Genomic DNA, 14,843 nt, shown 5'->3' with positions numbered 1-14,843 from the left:
TTATGTCTAGAGAAGATAAAGTAACTACTCAAATTAAAGATTTTTTAGTTGATAATGCTATTGAAAATGGCATAAAAAAAGTAGAGGAAGAAAAACAAGAAACTCAAAATCCAGATATAGAATTAAGATATACTAACTCAGAATTAGAAAAGATACGGAAACTAACTTCAATCCTAAGATTAGGAAAAGAACTATTTCTAGAATCAGCAATTAGTTACGTACATTTTCTTTTCTCTGAACATAAAGAAAGTATTCAAAAGATAATTGATGAAGAATCAGAAAAGTATCAGGCTGAGTTAAAAGAGGTTAGTCCAATAGAGAATATGTCTAAAAAAGACCGTGACAGATTTTCAGGTAAAATTAGGTTCTCACCTGAAACATCAAACAAAATAGAACAATTGGATATGAAAGATAGAATCAATGAATGTTTGTTTGTTGGTATCAATTTACTTTATAAACAATTAGTTGGAGAATTTAAAACTGTTAATCAGGAAAAATAAAAATGGATTTCTTAGAAATTGATGCGTTAGTAACCGGCATTATTTATTCTAACGAAGCAGCAAAACAAGATTTAGGTAGACGTTTTGCTGCTTATCTGGGATTAACACCAGGAAAACCTGGAAGTGATGGAGGAATAGATGGTTATGCCAAACTAAATAATGATATGATTTATTTTCAATCTAAATTATCCCAAAATATCTTAGATGCTTCTTATACAGCAGATATGATTGGTAATATGATAACTCATGAAGCTAATATTGGCATAATGTTATCTGGTGTTGGTTATACAGACGGATTTCGTTCTCGTTTAAATAAAGCTATTCAAAGTAAGCTAATTAATAAGCAGGTAAAGATTCATTTATTAAGCCTTGAGGATGTGTTTGGAGAAACGGAGATATTTATAAAAGCTACTCAAGATTTACCTTCATTGAGGAATTTGAGTAATGGTGAATGGGCTAAATATAAATAGTATTATTTCAACTTATCTCCTTCCTTTGCGTTTTTGCTCCTTTGTGCCTTTGCGCGAAATAAAAAATAAAAAAACGGAAGGTAGAACCTTCCAGATAGCATTCCCAGTCAGAGACTGGGAACGAGATTACAATTATTTACTATTACTAATTAGAATGCGTTCAGCCAGCTTTTCCGGTACTTCTTGGAGATGATCTTGTTCCCAATGGAAAGAACCTACACCAAGAGTAAGCGATCGCAATTCTACAATAAAATTCTGCATTTCCGCTTGGGGTAAATATGCAGAAATATTATCCCAACCGTGCCATATGGGGAATTTCCCAATCATCAAGGAATTTAAATAATGGCGCTAGGGTAAGAACTCTGTCGCGTATCGGTTCACAAAGAACAATTGCCGCATCGACTCCCATTAAAGCATTATATGTTTCTTGGGCAAATTCTATAGAACCAGGACAGTCTATAAAAGTGAAGCTGGTATTTTCATATTCGGTATTAGCTACGGATACCTCAACACTCATGCGTCGAGCTCGTGCTTCGTTAGCGCTATCGCCAACTGTGTTACCATCTTTAACGTTACCTTTGCGAGAAATCGCTCCGGTGACAAATAACAAACTTTCTAGTAAAGTGCTTTTTCCGCTTAAATAATGGCCAACAATTGCCACATTCCGCGAACCGGATTTTACTTTTTTGTTCATAAATTCTCCTTTGCAGTGATTCCCTCAACCGCATTCTGTGTTTTTCAGGAGTAATTCATTTATTTGGTCAGGAGAATTATTCCTGCTTTAATTTTTTATTATCCTCCTTTTGATCTAAAGATATAAAAATTGTTGCTTGTTGTAAGATTGAGCTTAAGGAAAGTTAAGTAATGCTAAGTTTTATCCTGAATCTAAAATTTTTGTAAAATAATTTGTTCGGGAGACAATTTTTGATCTAGGACATTTAACTAGATTGTTTCCCAAAGTCTAAAAAAAGTAATTAACCGCAGATAAACGCAGATAAACCTTATTTATACTAGAGGTGTACGAAAAGTGTTATTATTTAGAATAATAATTAAGTTTTTATCTCAAAAATATCCTATTTTTGGGCTTGTAAGTTTACTAGTACTAGGTGTAAATATTCAACCAGTAATTTCCATTTCTACCCATCTTCCCCTACTGGCGCAAACTTCCCGCCAAATTGCCTTAGACTGGTTAAATAAAGGCTTACAGTCTATTCAGGAGGGAAAACTCCAAGATGCAATTACCGCTTTTCGTCAAGCAAAACAATTAGATCCGACTTTAGCCGCAGCGCATTATAATTTAGGTTTAGCACTGCGACAAACTGGACAACTACAACCCGCTGCAGACGCATTCTATCAAGCGACACAAACCGATCCTCAATTTGCTCCAGCTTTTGCTAATTTAGGAGGTGCATTATTAGAAGGGAATAATTTACAGTTAGCGGTTGATTATTTACAACGGGCGTTACAACTAGATCCGCAATTGGGCTTTGCTTATTATAACTTAGGATTGGTACGAGAAATCCAAAAAGATTGGAATAGTGCGATCGCATCTTTTAAACAAGCAATAATATATAGTCAGAATTCCCCAGAACCAGCCTATCATTTAGGGATGTCTTATTTGCAAATAGGCAAAATTGAACTGGCAAAGGAAGCTTTTATTAAAGCAATTACTATAAATACTAAATATGCAGAAGCTCATTATAATCTTGGTTCAATTTGGTTTAATCAGGGCAAATTTAACGAAGCATTAGCAGCATTTAGAAAATCAGCCGATGCCAATTCTAACTATGCTGATGCTTATTATGGTGCAGGGTTAGTGTTTATACAATTAAAGCAATATTCAGAAGCAGTAAAAGTATTAAAATATGCTCAAGCTTTATATAAAACTCAGAATAATTCCCAATGGCAAATAAACACTGAAAAATTGTTAATACGAACACAAAATTTAACTAACAATAAATAACAATTTAAATAACAAACTACGCTGAGGTGCGAACCTTTAATATTACGTAACATTAAGATAATGGGGTTAACTGGCTGGTGTAGTCCGAAATCCCAATAGGAATGAAAATGCATACGCAGAAGCGCTTCAAGAGTCGATTTTTATTTTTTGACCGTTGGTTAGATCGTCATGCAATCGTTCGCAACATGGAGGCTTTCCAAGACTTAATTGTCATTTTTCTTTGTTTCGCCTTGTTTGCAGTCATGTTAGTACAATTGTGGGGAATATTTACGGCTCTCACCCATTCACTAGACTACAAACAAGTGACAGCTAAAATGTTATTTGTGTTGATTCTAGTTGAGTTATTTCGACTACTCATGGTTTACTTACAAGAGCATAGTATTGCTGTTGGTGTAGCAGTGGAAGTAACTGTTGTTTCCGTGCTGAGAGAAGTAGTAGTTCATGGTGTGCTAGAAATTTCGGGAATACAAACAGCGGCCATTTGTGGCTTATTATTTATTCTCGGTGGACTATTATTAGTCTGTGCCAAAACACCTCACATGGATTGCATGAGTGCTAATACAAAGTTTTGCCCAATTGTGCATCAAGGACGTAGAGAACAGGAAAATGAACTAGAATTTCGATATTCACGTACCTGTGACGAAAACCAACCTCTTGCATAAATAAGCCAAAATACATCATTCTCTGGCTAGATAAATCGATCCATAAAAGTAGCAAGCTGGAATTCCAAATGCTTGAGGCTGCGTCAGCAGCCTTAATACTTTTCCTTCAGCTTTTAGGTAGATGAATGACTATTTGAGAGTGAGTATAAATTAATTAGAAACTTTAAAAAGGGTAAATTTATGACTACTGGTAACGGGCAATCTCAACAACCCATTAGTAATTTAGAATACGACTTCATCACCGTGCTGCACAACAAAGCCGAAGCAGTGCAAGCTTACGAACGTTACATTCAAGATGCACAAGAAGTTAATTCTCAGCCTTGTGTAGAATTGTTCCAAAAATTGCGTCAATCAGAAATTGAGCAAGCACAAGAACTTCGCCATCATCTGCAACAAGTTATGCAACACGGAAGAATGTAAAGTGTAAATCCGTAGGGTGCGTTATGCTGTTGGTAACGCACCATTGATATTTTTGGAAATGAACTGTTAGATAAATTAGAAAATCAAAACTTTATCAACAGTTCGCACCTCCTCCGCGAACCTCTGCGCTTACCTCCGCGTTCCTCTGCGTTAAAAAACAATACCCCTCTCCACCACCGGAAAGGGGTAAATAAAAGAAGAAACTCAGCACTACCTAATCAACATCTTGCAACTCATAAAAATATCTAAACTCCTAAACCTTCAACGCCTTTTCTGCTTGGAAATGTAACAATAAACCATATTCCAAACCTTCAACTACAGCTTGATAGGAAGCTTCCAAAATATTTGTAGAAACCCCTACAGTAGTCCAGCGTTGTTGACCATTACCCGATTCTACTAAAGCGCGGGTTTTTGCAGCTGTTCCTGTATGTCCATTGAGAATTCTGACTTTATAATCAGTCAACTCAAAGTCTGCTATTTGGGGATAAAAGTTCACTAAAGCTTTACGCAAAGCAGCATCTAAAGCTGCAACTGGTCCATTTCCTTCCGCAACTTCGAGAATATTTTTACCATTAACAGCTACTTTCACCGTGGCTAAAGAATTAGTAGTTTCTTTCACCTCCACTAAATCACAGTGTACTTGAAAACCTTTCACCTCAAAAAACTGTTCACGACGATCCAAAGCCTCATACATCAAGAGAATAAAACTAGCTTCTGCGGCTTCAAATTGATATCCTTGACTTTCCAATTCCTTCATGCGTTGGAGAATTTGTCTAGCTTGAGGATGATCCTTATCTAATTCAATTCCACAAGTTCGAGCTTTAGCTAATACATTGCTTAAACCAGACTGTTCAGAAATAACAATGCGACGTTGGTTTCCTACAAGTTCCGGCTGAATATGTTCATAGGTTAAAGGATTACGTTCTACAGCCGAGACATGAATACCACCTTTATGAGCAAAAGCCGAAAGTCCAACAAAAGGTGCGTGTTCATCAGGTGCAAGATTGACAACTTCGCTGACAAAACGACTAGCTTCTGTAAGTTGATTTAGCTGGTGTTCACCGATACAGCTATAACCAAGCTTTAGCTGTAAATTAGGAATCAGAGAACACAAATTAGCATTACCGCAGCGTTCCCCATAACCATTGATTGTACCTTGTACCATCGTTGCTCCAGCCATAACTGCGGCTAAGGCATTAGCTACAGCCATTTCTGAATCGTTATGAGTATGAATGCCAATTTGGGGACTAGGGGTTGGTTTTTGACAAATAACTAATGACAAATGACTAATGACTGATTCCACAATCTGAGAAACTTCATGAGGTAAAGTTCCGCCATTGGTATCACACAAAACCAACCATTCAGCACCAGATGTCATTGCTGCTGTTAATGTTTGTAAAGCATAATCAGGATTTTGCTTGTAGCCATCAAACCAATGTTCAGCATCATAGATCACACGTCGTCCTTGAGAGCGTAGATACTCAATTGTGTCGCGGATCATGGCTAAATTCTCTTCTAAACTCGTCTTGAGTCCGGCTGTAACGTGTAAATCCCAAGATTTGCCAAAAATTGTCACCCAGCGAGTACCCGCAGCCAGAATCGCTTGCAGCATAGGTTCATCTGCGGCTTTAGTGTGAGGGCGACGAGTGGAGCAGAAAGGCACAACTTCTGCTTGTTTGAGCGGATTTTCCTGGAGTTGCCAGAAAAATTGTACATCTTTGGGATTTGCTCCTGGCCAACCACCTTCAATAAAGGGAATCCCTAATTGATCAAGTTTGTGAGCAATGCGTAATTTATCTTCTATGGAGACTGATAGTCCTTCCCGTTGAGTGCCATCTCGTAGAGTAGTGTCATAGAGCCAAAGTTGAAGAGAGGGATTTGTGGTCATAAAACTCAGACATAAGAGACAACTTTGAAGCGATGTGCCAATATACAACAAAAAGCGAGTTTGGTAATCTAAAGATGCCCAAGGTAATAGCTCAAGGTAAAACCATTGAGTGTGTTAGCCAAGCCAATTTACGCAAGGTTCTGTTAGACAATGGTGTTGACCTCTACAACGGCGGTTCTCAGGTCATAAACTGTCGAGGACTTGGCAGTTGTGGTACTTGTGCGGTTAAGGTAGAAGGCGAAGTATCCGTAGCGAATTGGCGTGATCAAACACGGCGTTCGCTTCCTCCCCATTCTCCCACAACTGATTTGCGTTTAGCTTGTCAAACTCAGGTTTTAGGCGATGTAAAAGTCACAAAATTTGATGGATTTTGGGGTCAAGGTTCTCAATTAGTTTGGACACCAGAAAGTTAAAAAGGAGACAAACAAGATGGGTAGATGGACACCCCTGATTTTGATGGCAGGAGGCGTGGCGATTTTGCTGGGTACGTTGCTAGGTATTAACTTTCCCATGGGCGGGCAACAAAGTGCTAATGTTCCCCCTGGTCGCAGAGCCTCTAGCGTCCTCCCAGCTAATATTAATGTTAATAGCACTGCCACCAGGAATGATCCTGAAACTGCTAGTAAGAATGATTCTGAAACCGCTACTAGAAATGATGCTGAAACCACAACTAGTAACGATCTTGATAGTGAAACCCGCCGCACCAGTGTAGCTCAAAATAATACTTCTACTGAGTCAACACCCACCACTGAAAATACACCTTCAAGCAATACAGATACATCCACCACTGATACTCAATCAGTCTCAACAGACAGTGGTTCAAGTGACACAAATCAAGACAAACAACCTATTCGGGCTTTGTGGTAGCTGGTGACTAGTACCGCTTTCTCGGAATTAAAAATTAACAATTAAAAATTCAAAAAGCAGATGATACAAGCTTTTTAGTAATTTTTAATGGTTGGTTTATTTACGCCGTTGTGTACTAGGGAGGCAAAGATGGGGAGATGAGTTTTAGGTTTTAGATTTTAGATTGGAGTTAGTTAAATACCATCCAAAATCCAAAATCCAATACCCAATCACCTCTTCCCTAATCACCAGCCCTTTGTTGACCCCTGATAAGTTATTAGTTATATACTCATGACTAATGACTAATGACTAGTGACGTTTTAATTATTGGTGGTGGCGTAATCGGCTTGGCTTGCGCCATTGAACTCAAATTGCGCGGGGCGAATGTTACCGTGCTTTGTCGTGATTTCTCTGCTGCTGCCAGCCACGCTGCTGCCGGGATGTTAGCATCTGATGCGGAAAATATCGCCAATGAGGCAATGCTTTCTTTATGTTGGCGATCGCGTGCCTTATATCCTGAATGGACTGCTAAACTCGAAAAACTGACTGGTTTAAGCACAGGTTATTGGCCTTGTGGCATCCTGGCACCAGTTTATCAACAACCAGAAACGAGAACCAATGATCAATCTCCTGCTTTTTGGTTAGACAAATCAGCAATTGGACTATATCAACCCGGATTAGGAGCAGATGTCATTGGTGGCTGGTGGTATCCTGAAGATGGTCAAGTTGACAATCGCGCCTTAGCCCAAGTTTTACTTACTGCGGCTCAGTCTTTGGGTGTAGAACTTAAAGATGGGATTAAAGTAGAAGCGATCGCACAACAGCAAGGACAAGTTATCGGTGTACAAACAAATACTGGTTTAATTCGCGCCGCACATTATCTTTTAGCCGCTGGTGCTTGGGCAAATGAACTGTTACCCTTACCCATACGTCCCCGCAAAGGACAAATGCTCAGTTTGCAAGTACCAGAATTCTTGCCGGAATTACCCTTAACACGGGTTTTATTTGGTGAAAATATTTACATTGTCCCCCGGCGGAATCGTTCTATTATTCTGGGTGCAACCGGTGAAGATGTGGGCTTTACTCCCCATAACACCCCAGGTGGGATTCAAAGCTTACTCCAAGCCGCAATTCGCCTTTATCCCCAATTAGAGAATTATCCGATTCAAGAACTTTGGTGGGGATTTCGTCCAGCTACACCCGATGAATTACCTATCTTGGGCAATAGCCATTGTCCCAATTTAACTTTGGCTACTGGTCATTACCGCAACGGAATTTTACTCGCACCTGTCACAGCCACAATCATTGCTGATTTGATTTGGTCACAAAAAGCTGATCCTCTCTTGACTAATTTTCATTATTCGCGCTTCCAAGCTCAGACATCTACCACTACATCCATGCTTACTAATTCTGCTAATTTTACTAACGGCAACCGCACCAATTTATCTACCAATTTATCTTTACCATCATCAGAATTTCACATTGAAGATTCAGGATTAATTATTGCTGGCAAAACTTTTAAATCTCGCTTGATGACGGGAACTGGTAAGTATCGCAGTATTGAGGAAATGCAGCGCAGTGTCGCCGCTAGTGGTTGCCAAATTGTCACTGTAGCAGTGCGACGAGTCCAAACTAAAGCAGCGGGACATGAAGGTTTGGCGGAAGCTCTGGATTGGAATAAAATTTGGATGTTGCCAAATACCGCTGGTTGTCAAACCGCAGAAGATGCAATTCGCGTTGCCCGTTTGGGACGAGAAATGGCGAAATTATTAGGACAGGAAGATAATAACTTTGTCAAGTTAGAAGTGATTCCTGATGCTAAATATTTATTACCAGATCCCATTGGCACTTTGCAAGCTGCTGAACAGTTGGTAAAAGAAGGTTTTGCGGTATTGCCTTATATTAATGCTGATCCCATGTTAGCCAAGCGCTTAGAAGAGGTAGGCTGTGCAACGGTAATGCCTTTAGCTGCACCTATCGGTTCAGGACAAGGGTTGAAAACTACTGCCAATATTCAGATCATTATTGAAAATGCCAATATACCTGTGGTAGTAGATGCGGGCATTGGTGCGCCTTCCGAAGCCTCTGAGGCAATGGAATTGGGAGCAGATGCGTTATTAATTAATAGTGCGATCGCACTGGCTCAAAATGCACCAGCAATGGCTTATGCAATGAATTTAGCAACTGTCGCCGGTCGCATGGCTTATTTAGCAGGAAGAATGCCAAGGAAAGACTACGCTAGTGCTAGTTCACCTGTGACAGGAACAATTACTGCTTAGTTGAATTAGTTAAAGATCCCCGACTTCTTAAAGAAGTCGGGGATCTAATTGTTTGTTATTTAAAAACTTTCTTCTAACACCTTACTTTTATATTTAATTAACTCAAGACTATTATCACCATTCACTTTTTTAAGCCGTTTCTTAAGTTTAATTTCTACAGAACTATTGATATCAGGAGTGGGGTTTCTATTTAATACAATACGTGCATAAATTTTAAAATCTTGTATTTTATGAATTACTTTAGTTAGAGATGAATCTATTTGTGTAATTGCTTTTTTTAAATCATGTCCTTTTAATTCCACAAAAAAGGCAAGTTTATCTTCACAGGATAAAATTAAGTAGTCACATCTTTCACCTTCTTTAATTAAACATCTATCTATCCTGATCTTACAAATCTCTTTAGCATTTTCATTGGTGATTCTATACTCTTGTTTATTTCCAGAATCTTTGACAACTAAGTTTTTTCTTATATCACAAAATTCCTTACATTCACTTGTTCTAAAAAAATCGTTACACATACTCAGTCATCTAAATTAAACAAATCATTAAACTTGTTGTTAATTATACTGGATGCGCTATCTATTTTTTCAGCTTTAATTAATTTCAGTTCTTCATCAATAATTGATTCACAGCCATTTTCAGATATAAAATAAGCTGAAATCCGATCTGGATCAATCCAACTTTTACTATTAACAATACTTTCTACTGCTTCTCTTTCATTACCAACTTTATCTTTACCAACTTGATGAGAACCAATGATCAATCTCCTGCTTTTTGGTTAGACAAATCAGCAATTGGACTATATCAACCCGGATTAGGAGCAGATGTCATTGGTGGCTGGTGGTATCCTGAAGATGGTCAAGTTGACAATCGCGCCTTAGCCCAAGTTTTACTTACTGCGGCTCAGTCTTTGGGTGTAGAACTTAAAGATGGGATTAAAGTAGAAGCGATCGCACAACAGCAAGGACAAGTTATCGGTGTACAAACAAATACTGGTTTAATTCGCGCCGCACATTATCTTTTAGCCGCTGGTGCTTGGGCAAATGAACTGTAATTTAAAATTTCTGTACCTAGCAGATTTAATTCTTGTTCAAGTGTTGAACTAATTTTGATTTTTTGATTGTATATACTAGAACCAGAAATGGTTATATATTTTTCGTTTGAGTATTGATATTTTAGAGTAAATCCTTTACGGTCTGCTTCAATTCCAAAATATGTGAAGAATTTTCTTCCCATATCATTTATTGTGTTATTTAATGATAAAGAGAAATTTTCTAGAGCATTCACATTCACATACACATAAATATAATTAAGAATTTCATCTTTTAAAGATTTAAATATAAAAATAGACTTACTAATTGTGCTTTTACCACTTGCTTGGGGACCAATTAATAGCATTATATCTGTAACATCAGCCTCGAATTTTTTAACGGGTCCAAAGTTTTCTATAGAGATTCTTTGCATAATTATGATGTTTTGATTGAGATTTAAACAATAAATCACTATAAACAGTGTAACATATTATTTATTGTATGTAGATATTTCTGTGATTAAAATGATTTAAGTAATTAAAATTATACAGGTATTAATAAATAATGTAATTGCATTAACAGGAAGAATGCTAATTAAATGCCACTTAGCTTATAAAAGATAGGACAGTTTTTTGCCTTGGTGGTTTTACATATAATTAATATCTTCCCTTTGATACATGAAACAAACTTCTCATATCTTCAATAATTGGAGAAGCATATTTTCATTTTCCTGAAGATGCTATTTCTCACAACGGAGAATAATCATGGATAATGTAATTACCTACAATAACGATAAAGGACTATTAGCCTACATTCAATTTCTCGCATCAAGAGCATTGAAAACCCAATATGATGGAACTGATCCAATTTTTAATTTTGAAGATGCACTTGATCAAACAGAAATAGCACAATTAGCTGTAGATGAACTTAAGAAAAATTCCGAAATTAACGCCTTATTTACAGAACGCTGGCTACCAGCACCAATAAATTTAGATGAATTAAGTCAACTTCCTGAAGGAACTTTAGGAAATGTTTATGCTACGGAAATGAAAGCTAGGGGATTCGATCCTAACTTCTATAAAAAAGTTCCTGTGGTTGATGATATTTCTTATCTCAAAATGCTCTGGAGAACTACTCATGATATTTATCATGTAGTCGCAGGATTTGAGACTGATGTATTAGGTGAACTGGGTTTACAAGCTTTTGTATTAGCACAAACTCCTATTCCTATCAGCATCATGCTTGTCAGTTTTGGTATGGTTTTAATTAGTCTCTACCAACCTGCTAAACTCCAACCTTTAATGTCAGAAATATCTCGCGGCTACTATCTAGGTTCTCATACTCGCGGCAAATTCATCGCCCAAAAATGGGATCAGTTTTGGGATATTCCAGTTATGACAATTCGCGCTCAATTAGGAATGAATCCTATTCCGGAAAACTGATATAGTAATCCAGTTTGATTACTGAAATTACTCGTTGAGGTAGGGAATAGGGAATAGGGAATAGGGAATAGGGAATAGGGAATAGGGAATAGGGAATAGGGAATAGGGAATAGGGAATAGGGAATAGGGAATAGGGAATAGGGAATAGGGAATAGGGAATAGGGAATAGGGAATAGGGAATAGGGAATAGGGAATAGGGAATAGGGAATAGGGAATAGGGAATAGGGAATAGGGAATAGGGAATAGGGAATAGGGAATAGGGAATAGGGAATAGGGAATAGGGAATAGGGAATAGGGAATAGGGAATAGGGAATAGGGAATAGGGAATAGGGAATAGGGAATAGAATTCTATAAAATTCAGGTGTACTGAGTTTTATAAGCGCAAAGCGCAGGCTGCGCCAACAAAAAACAAATAGGAGTCCTATAGTAATCCAGTTTGATTAGTGAAGTCTTTAATTTTATATCCCTTAGGTACGCCTTTAGCTCTCTTTTGAATTGTTTAGTCAATAGGTGCGTTCAAATACACATATTATTGATTTTGTCAATGCTTGAGCCTGAATCTAGAATAATTAACTTTTAGTTTTAATAAATGTAACGATATGTCTATAATTATGAGAGTAAATCTAGAATTATGTAACATAAAAGTCAAAGAAGATAACAAGGAATCACTTCATGCCCTACACAAACGAAGAAGGCGGTCTTCTCAATAATTTTGCCCGTGAACCCAAGGTTTATCAAGCAGAACCTCCCACGGATGGACAGAAGCGTACCTATATTATCTTAGGAATTGGGGCTGCGCTTTTGGTTGGTGGCTTAATTTTTGTCGCCTTCTCTGTTTCCCAAGTCGGTTAGGGACGAACGACTTTAAGTAAATCACCAAATTTTGGATTTTGGATTTTGGATTTTGAATCTTCAATCCAGAATTTAAAACCAAAATTTAAAAGGGTCAATTTTTTGGCTTCTCAGATTCCAATGTGAAGAGGAGCCTAATTTTCTCATATTTTGTTATAATATTATTGTAACTGTATAAATATATACTTGTGTTTACCATATTAAATCTTTAAAACTCAATTCATCCTGAGCAGAAAACATTAACTAGAAAATCAGAATAATGAGATTTTTCTGTGATGTTCAATGCATTCCTTCAGGATGTATACTATCTTTCGGCTCTGTAGCCACCATGAGTGTGAATGAAACTGTATCCACAGATATTTTTGCTTGGAATAGGCAAGTATATCAACGCCTAAAACTTGCTTTGAGCCTTGGCTTGCGGCGACAAATCCTTTTTGCTGTATGTGATGATTTACACTTAAGAAATCAAGTAGCTACTCGGTTGCACTCGACGTTGGCTTATCCTGTAGGGCAAGTGCTATATCAACCAGCAAACGCAGGTGCAATTAGTACTCCAGCCTATCCCCGATTAGTCACATTGCGATTAAATTTAAGCGATCCTAATCCCATTGCTCAAATAAATCAATGGTTGACTAATTATCCACCACCGATTGTGGGAGAATCAAAAGACACACCTGGTCGTCCTTTACCAATACCCGCATTTCAAATTGTTGGTGTAGAACTGCTAACTAAACAATCAGTAGCAGTACAACGTTCGTTTCTACACTATCTCCGTTTAAGCGAGCAGTATTTTGCTAACCAAGAATCCAATCGATTTCTGGAATCTAGCTTGCTGTTTTGGCTACCGCGTCCTTGGTTGTATGCTATTCAGCAATCAGCACCAAAATTTTGGCATTGTCGGACTGGTATATTTATATTTGCTGGAGAGCCGACACCAGCGATAGATAATCGAGATGCAGAAAATTTGTCTAATTGGCGAAGTGGAGATGTAACTAATTTTGACACCCTAGAAGAATTTCCAGAAGCGGGTGTTCAAGATTTTCAGGCTACTGAAATTAATAATTTTCAGACAAAACCATCTGCTGAAAAAGTTGAAGATACACCACAGAAAGCGACTGAGACTGATATCCCCAAATTATCATCTTTGCTGTATGTTAGTGACGAGTTGAAGTCGCTAGTCACAGCAACACTGAATAAGGATATTGGTGAAGATGCATATCATAACTGGCAACCACACCAACTGCTCTGGGAAATTGAGCAACTACATCAGAAAAAAGCTTCTGGAGCAGAAATAGCAGTAGCTTATGAAAACTTAGGAAATTTATATCGTCTCCGCATTGAGCAAGGACAGTCAAGTTTAGAAAACTTAATGGTGGCAATTCTTGCTTATCAAGAAGCAGTTAGCTATAACGACTCTTCGCCACAACTTCCAGATATTTTAAATGATTTGGGTACACTTTACTGGATGCTACACCGCACGCCGGGAAATAATGGGGAGGGACAGACTTATATAGAGCAGGGAATAGAATTTTATCAGTTAGCAATCAAATTAATTACACCTGATACCCAACCGGAAATTTACGCCCGTGTGCAGAATAATTTGGCAACAGCTTACGGTGATTTAGCAAAGTTTTCTCAGCCTGTGGAAAATTGGCAGCAAGCAGTGACGGCTTATAGTCAAGCACTCCTTTATCGTACAGAAGAAATTGATCCTTTAAAGTATGCGGCTTGTCAGAATAATTTGGGGACCGCTTACTGGCATTTAGGGCAATATAGTCAACCAGTAGAACATCTCCAGAAAGCGATCGCTGCTTATAATTTAGCACTGGTTCATTACAAACCCGCAGAGGAACCGCTGAAGTATGGCATGATTCAAAACAACATTGGTACTGCTTATTGGAATCTCTCCCAATATGAAAAACCAATGGAATACCTACAATTAGCAATTGATGTCTACTGTGAAGCGCTGAAATATCGTACAGCCGCTCATGTTCCTAATGCCAGCGCGGCTACCCAAAATAATCTTGGCACGGCTTATTGGCATATAGCAAATTTACCGAAAATATCTAAAGAAGAATGCCAAAATTTTCTGCAATTATGCATCAGTGCTTATGAAGAAACAATTAATTTGGCTCACTCCCTTAATGGTATAGCTTTAAGTTTTGATTTGTTAGCAACATACAATAACTTGGGATTAGCTCATTATCAATTAGCGATAGATGGCTCCTTTGCTGGCGACAAAAAAATAATTTCTCAACATTTAGAAGCAGCTTTAGAAAATCATGTGCAAGCATTAAAAGGTTTTACTAAACACACAGAACCTTATCAAATGACTTTCAATCACATAGTTAAAGCAATTCGGACTTTCCACAATGAGTTAGGAATACAAGGACAAAATTTGGCTTTATCTAAAGTTCCGGGTAATTTAATTCCAGAAATTTTACCTAAGTTGTAAAATATGGAGTTAACTTAAGAAAATCAGGACTTACG

Annotated in this window: 16 protein-coding genes and 2 pseudogenes; 12 read left to right on the top strand and 6 right to left on the bottom strand. The window is 37.8% G+C overall.

What is annotated here, in order from left to right:
* The first annotated feature begins 2 nt into the window (after positions 1–2).
* Together A9Y75_RS02380 and A9Y75_RS02375 are read left to right on the top strand one after the other, a co-directional pair.
* Positions 3–500, top strand: a complete 498-nt coding sequence (locus A9Y75_RS02380) for a hypothetical protein (protein ID WP_071187865.1) — start codon at positions 3–5, stop codon at positions 498–500.
* A 2-nt stretch (positions 501–502) separates the two neighbouring features.
* Positions 503–970: a restriction endonuclease gene (locus tag A9Y75_RS02375; RefSeq protein ID WP_071187864.1), complete on the top strand. Its 468-nt coding sequence runs from the start codon at positions 503–505 to the stop codon at positions 968–970.
* A gap of 132 nt (positions 971–1,102) precedes the next feature.
* Here A9Y75_RS02375 and A9Y75_RS26005 read toward each other — a convergent pair whose 3' ends face one another.
* Positions 1,103–1,231 (bottom strand): hypothetical protein, encoded by a 129-nt coding sequence (locus A9Y75_RS26005; protein ID WP_236721307.1) that lies wholly within the window; start codon positions 1,229–1,231, stop codon positions 1,103–1,105.
* A gap of 43 nt (positions 1,232–1,274) precedes the next feature.
* Positions 1,275–1,664, bottom strand: a pseudogene (locus tag A9Y75_RS02370) (GTP-binding protein); the annotation flags it as partial.
* A gap of 333 nt (positions 1,665–1,997) precedes the next feature.
* Between A9Y75_RS02370 and A9Y75_RS02365 the strand changes: the two are divergent.
* The 3 genes from A9Y75_RS02365 (at position 1,998) to A9Y75_RS02355 (ending at position 4,015) form a co-directional block, all read left to right on the top strand.
* The gene (locus A9Y75_RS02365) at positions 1,998–2,933 is read left to right on the top strand and encodes a tetratricopeptide repeat protein (RefSeq protein ID WP_236721306.1); all 936 of its coding nucleotides are present in this window, start codon (positions 1,998–2,000) and stop codon (positions 2,931–2,933) included.
* Positions 2,934–3,040: 107 nt separating this feature from the next.
* Positions 3,041–3,595: a phosphate-starvation-inducible PsiE family protein gene (locus A9Y75_RS02360; protein ID WP_071188792.1), complete on the top strand. Its 555-nt coding sequence runs from the start codon at positions 3,041–3,043 to the stop codon at positions 3,593–3,595.
* 180 nt (positions 3,596–3,775) lie between these two features.
* Positions 3,776–4,015: a hypothetical protein gene (locus tag A9Y75_RS02355; RefSeq protein WP_071187860.1), complete on the top strand. Its 240-nt coding sequence runs from the start codon at positions 3,776–3,778 to the stop codon at positions 4,013–4,015.
* Between the two features lie 253 nt (positions 4,016–4,268).
* Here the strand turns inward: A9Y75_RS02355 and cimA are convergent, their stop codons facing one another.
* A complete protein-coding gene (gene cimA / locus A9Y75_RS02350; RefSeq protein WP_071187858.1) occupies positions 4,269–5,903 on the bottom strand; it encodes a citramalate synthase in 1,635 nt (544 codons plus the stop codon).
* A 74-nt stretch (positions 5,904–5,977) separates the two neighbouring features.
* On the opposite strand from cimA, the gene A9Y75_RS02345 reads away from it, so the two are divergent.
* From A9Y75_RS02345 to thiO, 3 genes are all read left to right on the top strand, one after another.
* Entirely contained in the window at positions 5,978–6,316 is a 339-nt protein-coding gene (locus tag A9Y75_RS02345; protein WP_071187856.1) for a 2Fe-2S iron-sulfur cluster-binding protein, read from the top strand.
* A gap of 16 nt (positions 6,317–6,332) precedes the next feature.
* Positions 6,333–6,770, top strand: coding sequence for a hypothetical protein (locus tag A9Y75_RS02340; protein ID WP_071187855.1), 438 nt, complete (start codon positions 6,333–6,335; stop codon positions 6,768–6,770).
* Between the two features lie 284 nt (positions 6,771–7,054).
* Positions 7,055–9,028: a glycine oxidase ThiO gene (gene thiO, locus A9Y75_RS30325; RefSeq protein WP_071187853.1), complete on the top strand. Its 1,974-nt coding sequence runs from the start codon at positions 7,055–7,057 to the stop codon at positions 9,026–9,028.
* 59 nt (positions 9,029–9,087) lie between these two features.
* Here the strand turns inward: thiO and A9Y75_RS02330 are convergent, their stop codons facing one another.
* Positions 9,088–9,546, bottom strand: coding sequence for a hypothetical protein (locus A9Y75_RS02330; protein ID WP_071187851.1), 459 nt, complete (start codon positions 9,544–9,546; stop codon positions 9,088–9,090).
* A gap of 2 nt (positions 9,547–9,548) precedes the next feature.
* Positions 9,549–9,791, bottom strand: a complete 243-nt coding sequence (locus A9Y75_RS02325; protein WP_071187849.1) for a hypothetical protein — start codon at positions 9,789–9,791, stop codon at positions 9,549–9,551.
* Between A9Y75_RS02325 and A9Y75_RS02320 the strand changes: the two are divergent.
* A pseudogene (locus A9Y75_RS02320) lies at positions 9,789–10,079 on the top strand (FAD-dependent oxidoreductase); the annotation flags it as partial. The gene A9Y75_RS02325 and the pseudogene A9Y75_RS02320 sit on opposite strands and share 3 nt — an antisense overlap.
* Here the strand turns inward: A9Y75_RS02320 and A9Y75_RS02315 are convergent.
* Positions 10,043–10,492, bottom strand: a complete 450-nt coding sequence (locus tag A9Y75_RS02315; RefSeq protein WP_071187846.1) for an AAA family ATPase — start codon at positions 10,490–10,492, stop codon at positions 10,043–10,045. The pseudogene A9Y75_RS02320 and the gene A9Y75_RS02315 sit on opposite strands and share 37 nt — an antisense overlap.
* 331 nt (positions 10,493–10,823) lie before the next feature.
* Between A9Y75_RS02315 and A9Y75_RS02310 the strand changes: the two genes are divergently transcribed.
* The 3 genes from A9Y75_RS02310 (at position 10,824) to A9Y75_RS02300 (ending at position 14,808) form a co-directional block, all read left to right on the top strand.
* Positions 10,824–11,501 carry a Coq4 family protein gene (locus tag A9Y75_RS02310; RefSeq protein ID WP_071187844.1) on the top strand — a complete coding sequence of 226 codons (678 nt, stop codon included), beginning with the start codon at positions 10,824–10,826 and terminating at the stop codon, positions 11,499–11,501.
* A 672-nt stretch (positions 11,502–12,173) separates the two neighbouring features.
* Entirely contained in the window at positions 12,174–12,353 is a 180-nt protein-coding gene (locus A9Y75_RS02305; RefSeq protein WP_071187842.1) for a ssl1498 family light-harvesting-like protein, read from the top strand.
* 328 nt (positions 12,354–12,681) lie between these two features.
* Positions 12,682–14,808, top strand: coding sequence for a tetratricopeptide repeat protein (locus A9Y75_RS02300; RefSeq protein WP_071187840.1), 2,127 nt, complete (start codon positions 12,682–12,684; stop codon positions 14,806–14,808).
* Positions 14,809–14,843: the final 35 nt, after the last annotated feature.

Origin of the sequence: Trichormus sp. NMC-1, assembly GCF_001858025.1 — a bacterium.
Taxonomy (GTDB): domain Bacteria; phylum Cyanobacteriota; class Cyanobacteriia; order Cyanobacteriales; family Nostocaceae; genus Anabaena.
This window is presented reverse-complemented; position numbering and strand designations above follow the sequence as displayed.

What these genes read in the sequence shown, in the direction of transcription:
- A9Y75_RS02310 (WP_071187844.1), top strand. Translation starts at nt 10,824, where the DNA reads ATGGATAATGTAATTACCTACAATAACGATAAAGGACTATTAGCCTAC.
- cimA (WP_071187858.1), bottom strand. Translation starts at nt 5,903, where the DNA reads ATGACCACAAATCCCTCTCTTCAACTTTGGCTCTATGACACTACTCTA.
- thiO (WP_071187853.1), top strand. Translation starts at nt 7,055, where the DNA reads ATGACTAGTGACGTTTTAATTATTGGTGGTGGCGTAATCGGCTTGGCT.
- A9Y75_RS26005 (WP_236721307.1), bottom strand. Translation starts at nt 1,231, where the DNA reads ATGCAGAATTTTATTGTAGAATTGCGATCGCTTACTCTTGGTGTAGGT.
- A9Y75_RS02375 (WP_071187864.1), top strand. Translation starts at nt 503, where the DNA reads ATGGATTTCTTAGAAATTGATGCGTTAGTAACCGGCATTATTTATTCT.
- A9Y75_RS02380 (WP_071187865.1), top strand. Translation starts at nt 3, where the DNA reads ATGTCTAGAGAAGATAAAGTAACTACTCAAATTAAAGATTTTTTAGTT.
- A9Y75_RS02345 (WP_071187856.1), top strand. Translation starts at nt 5,978, where the DNA reads ATGCCCAAGGTAATAGCTCAAGGTAAAACCATTGAGTGTGTTAGCCAA.
- A9Y75_RS02340 (WP_071187855.1), top strand. Translation starts at nt 6,333, where the DNA reads ATGGGTAGATGGACACCCCTGATTTTGATGGCAGGAGGCGTGGCGATT.
- A9Y75_RS02305 (WP_071187842.1), top strand. Translation starts at nt 12,174, where the DNA reads ATGCCCTACACAAACGAAGAAGGCGGTCTTCTCAATAATTTTGCCCGT.
- A9Y75_RS02330 (WP_071187851.1), bottom strand. Translation starts at nt 9,546, where the DNA reads ATGTGTAACGATTTTTTTAGAACAAGTGAATGTAAGGAATTTTGTGAT.
- A9Y75_RS02300 (WP_071187840.1), top strand. Translation starts at nt 12,682, where the DNA reads ATGAGTGTGAATGAAACTGTATCCACAGATATTTTTGCTTGGAATAGG.
- A9Y75_RS02315 (WP_071187846.1), bottom strand. Translation starts at nt 10,492, where the DNA reads ATGCAAAGAATCTCTATAGAAAACTTTGGACCCGTTAAAAAATTCGAG.
- A9Y75_RS02355 (WP_071187860.1), top strand. Translation starts at nt 3,776, where the DNA reads ATGACTACTGGTAACGGGCAATCTCAACAACCCATTAGTAATTTAGAA.
- A9Y75_RS02360 (WP_071188792.1), top strand. Translation starts at nt 3,041, where the DNA reads ATGCATACGCAGAAGCGCTTCAAGAGTCGATTTTTATTTTTTGACCGT.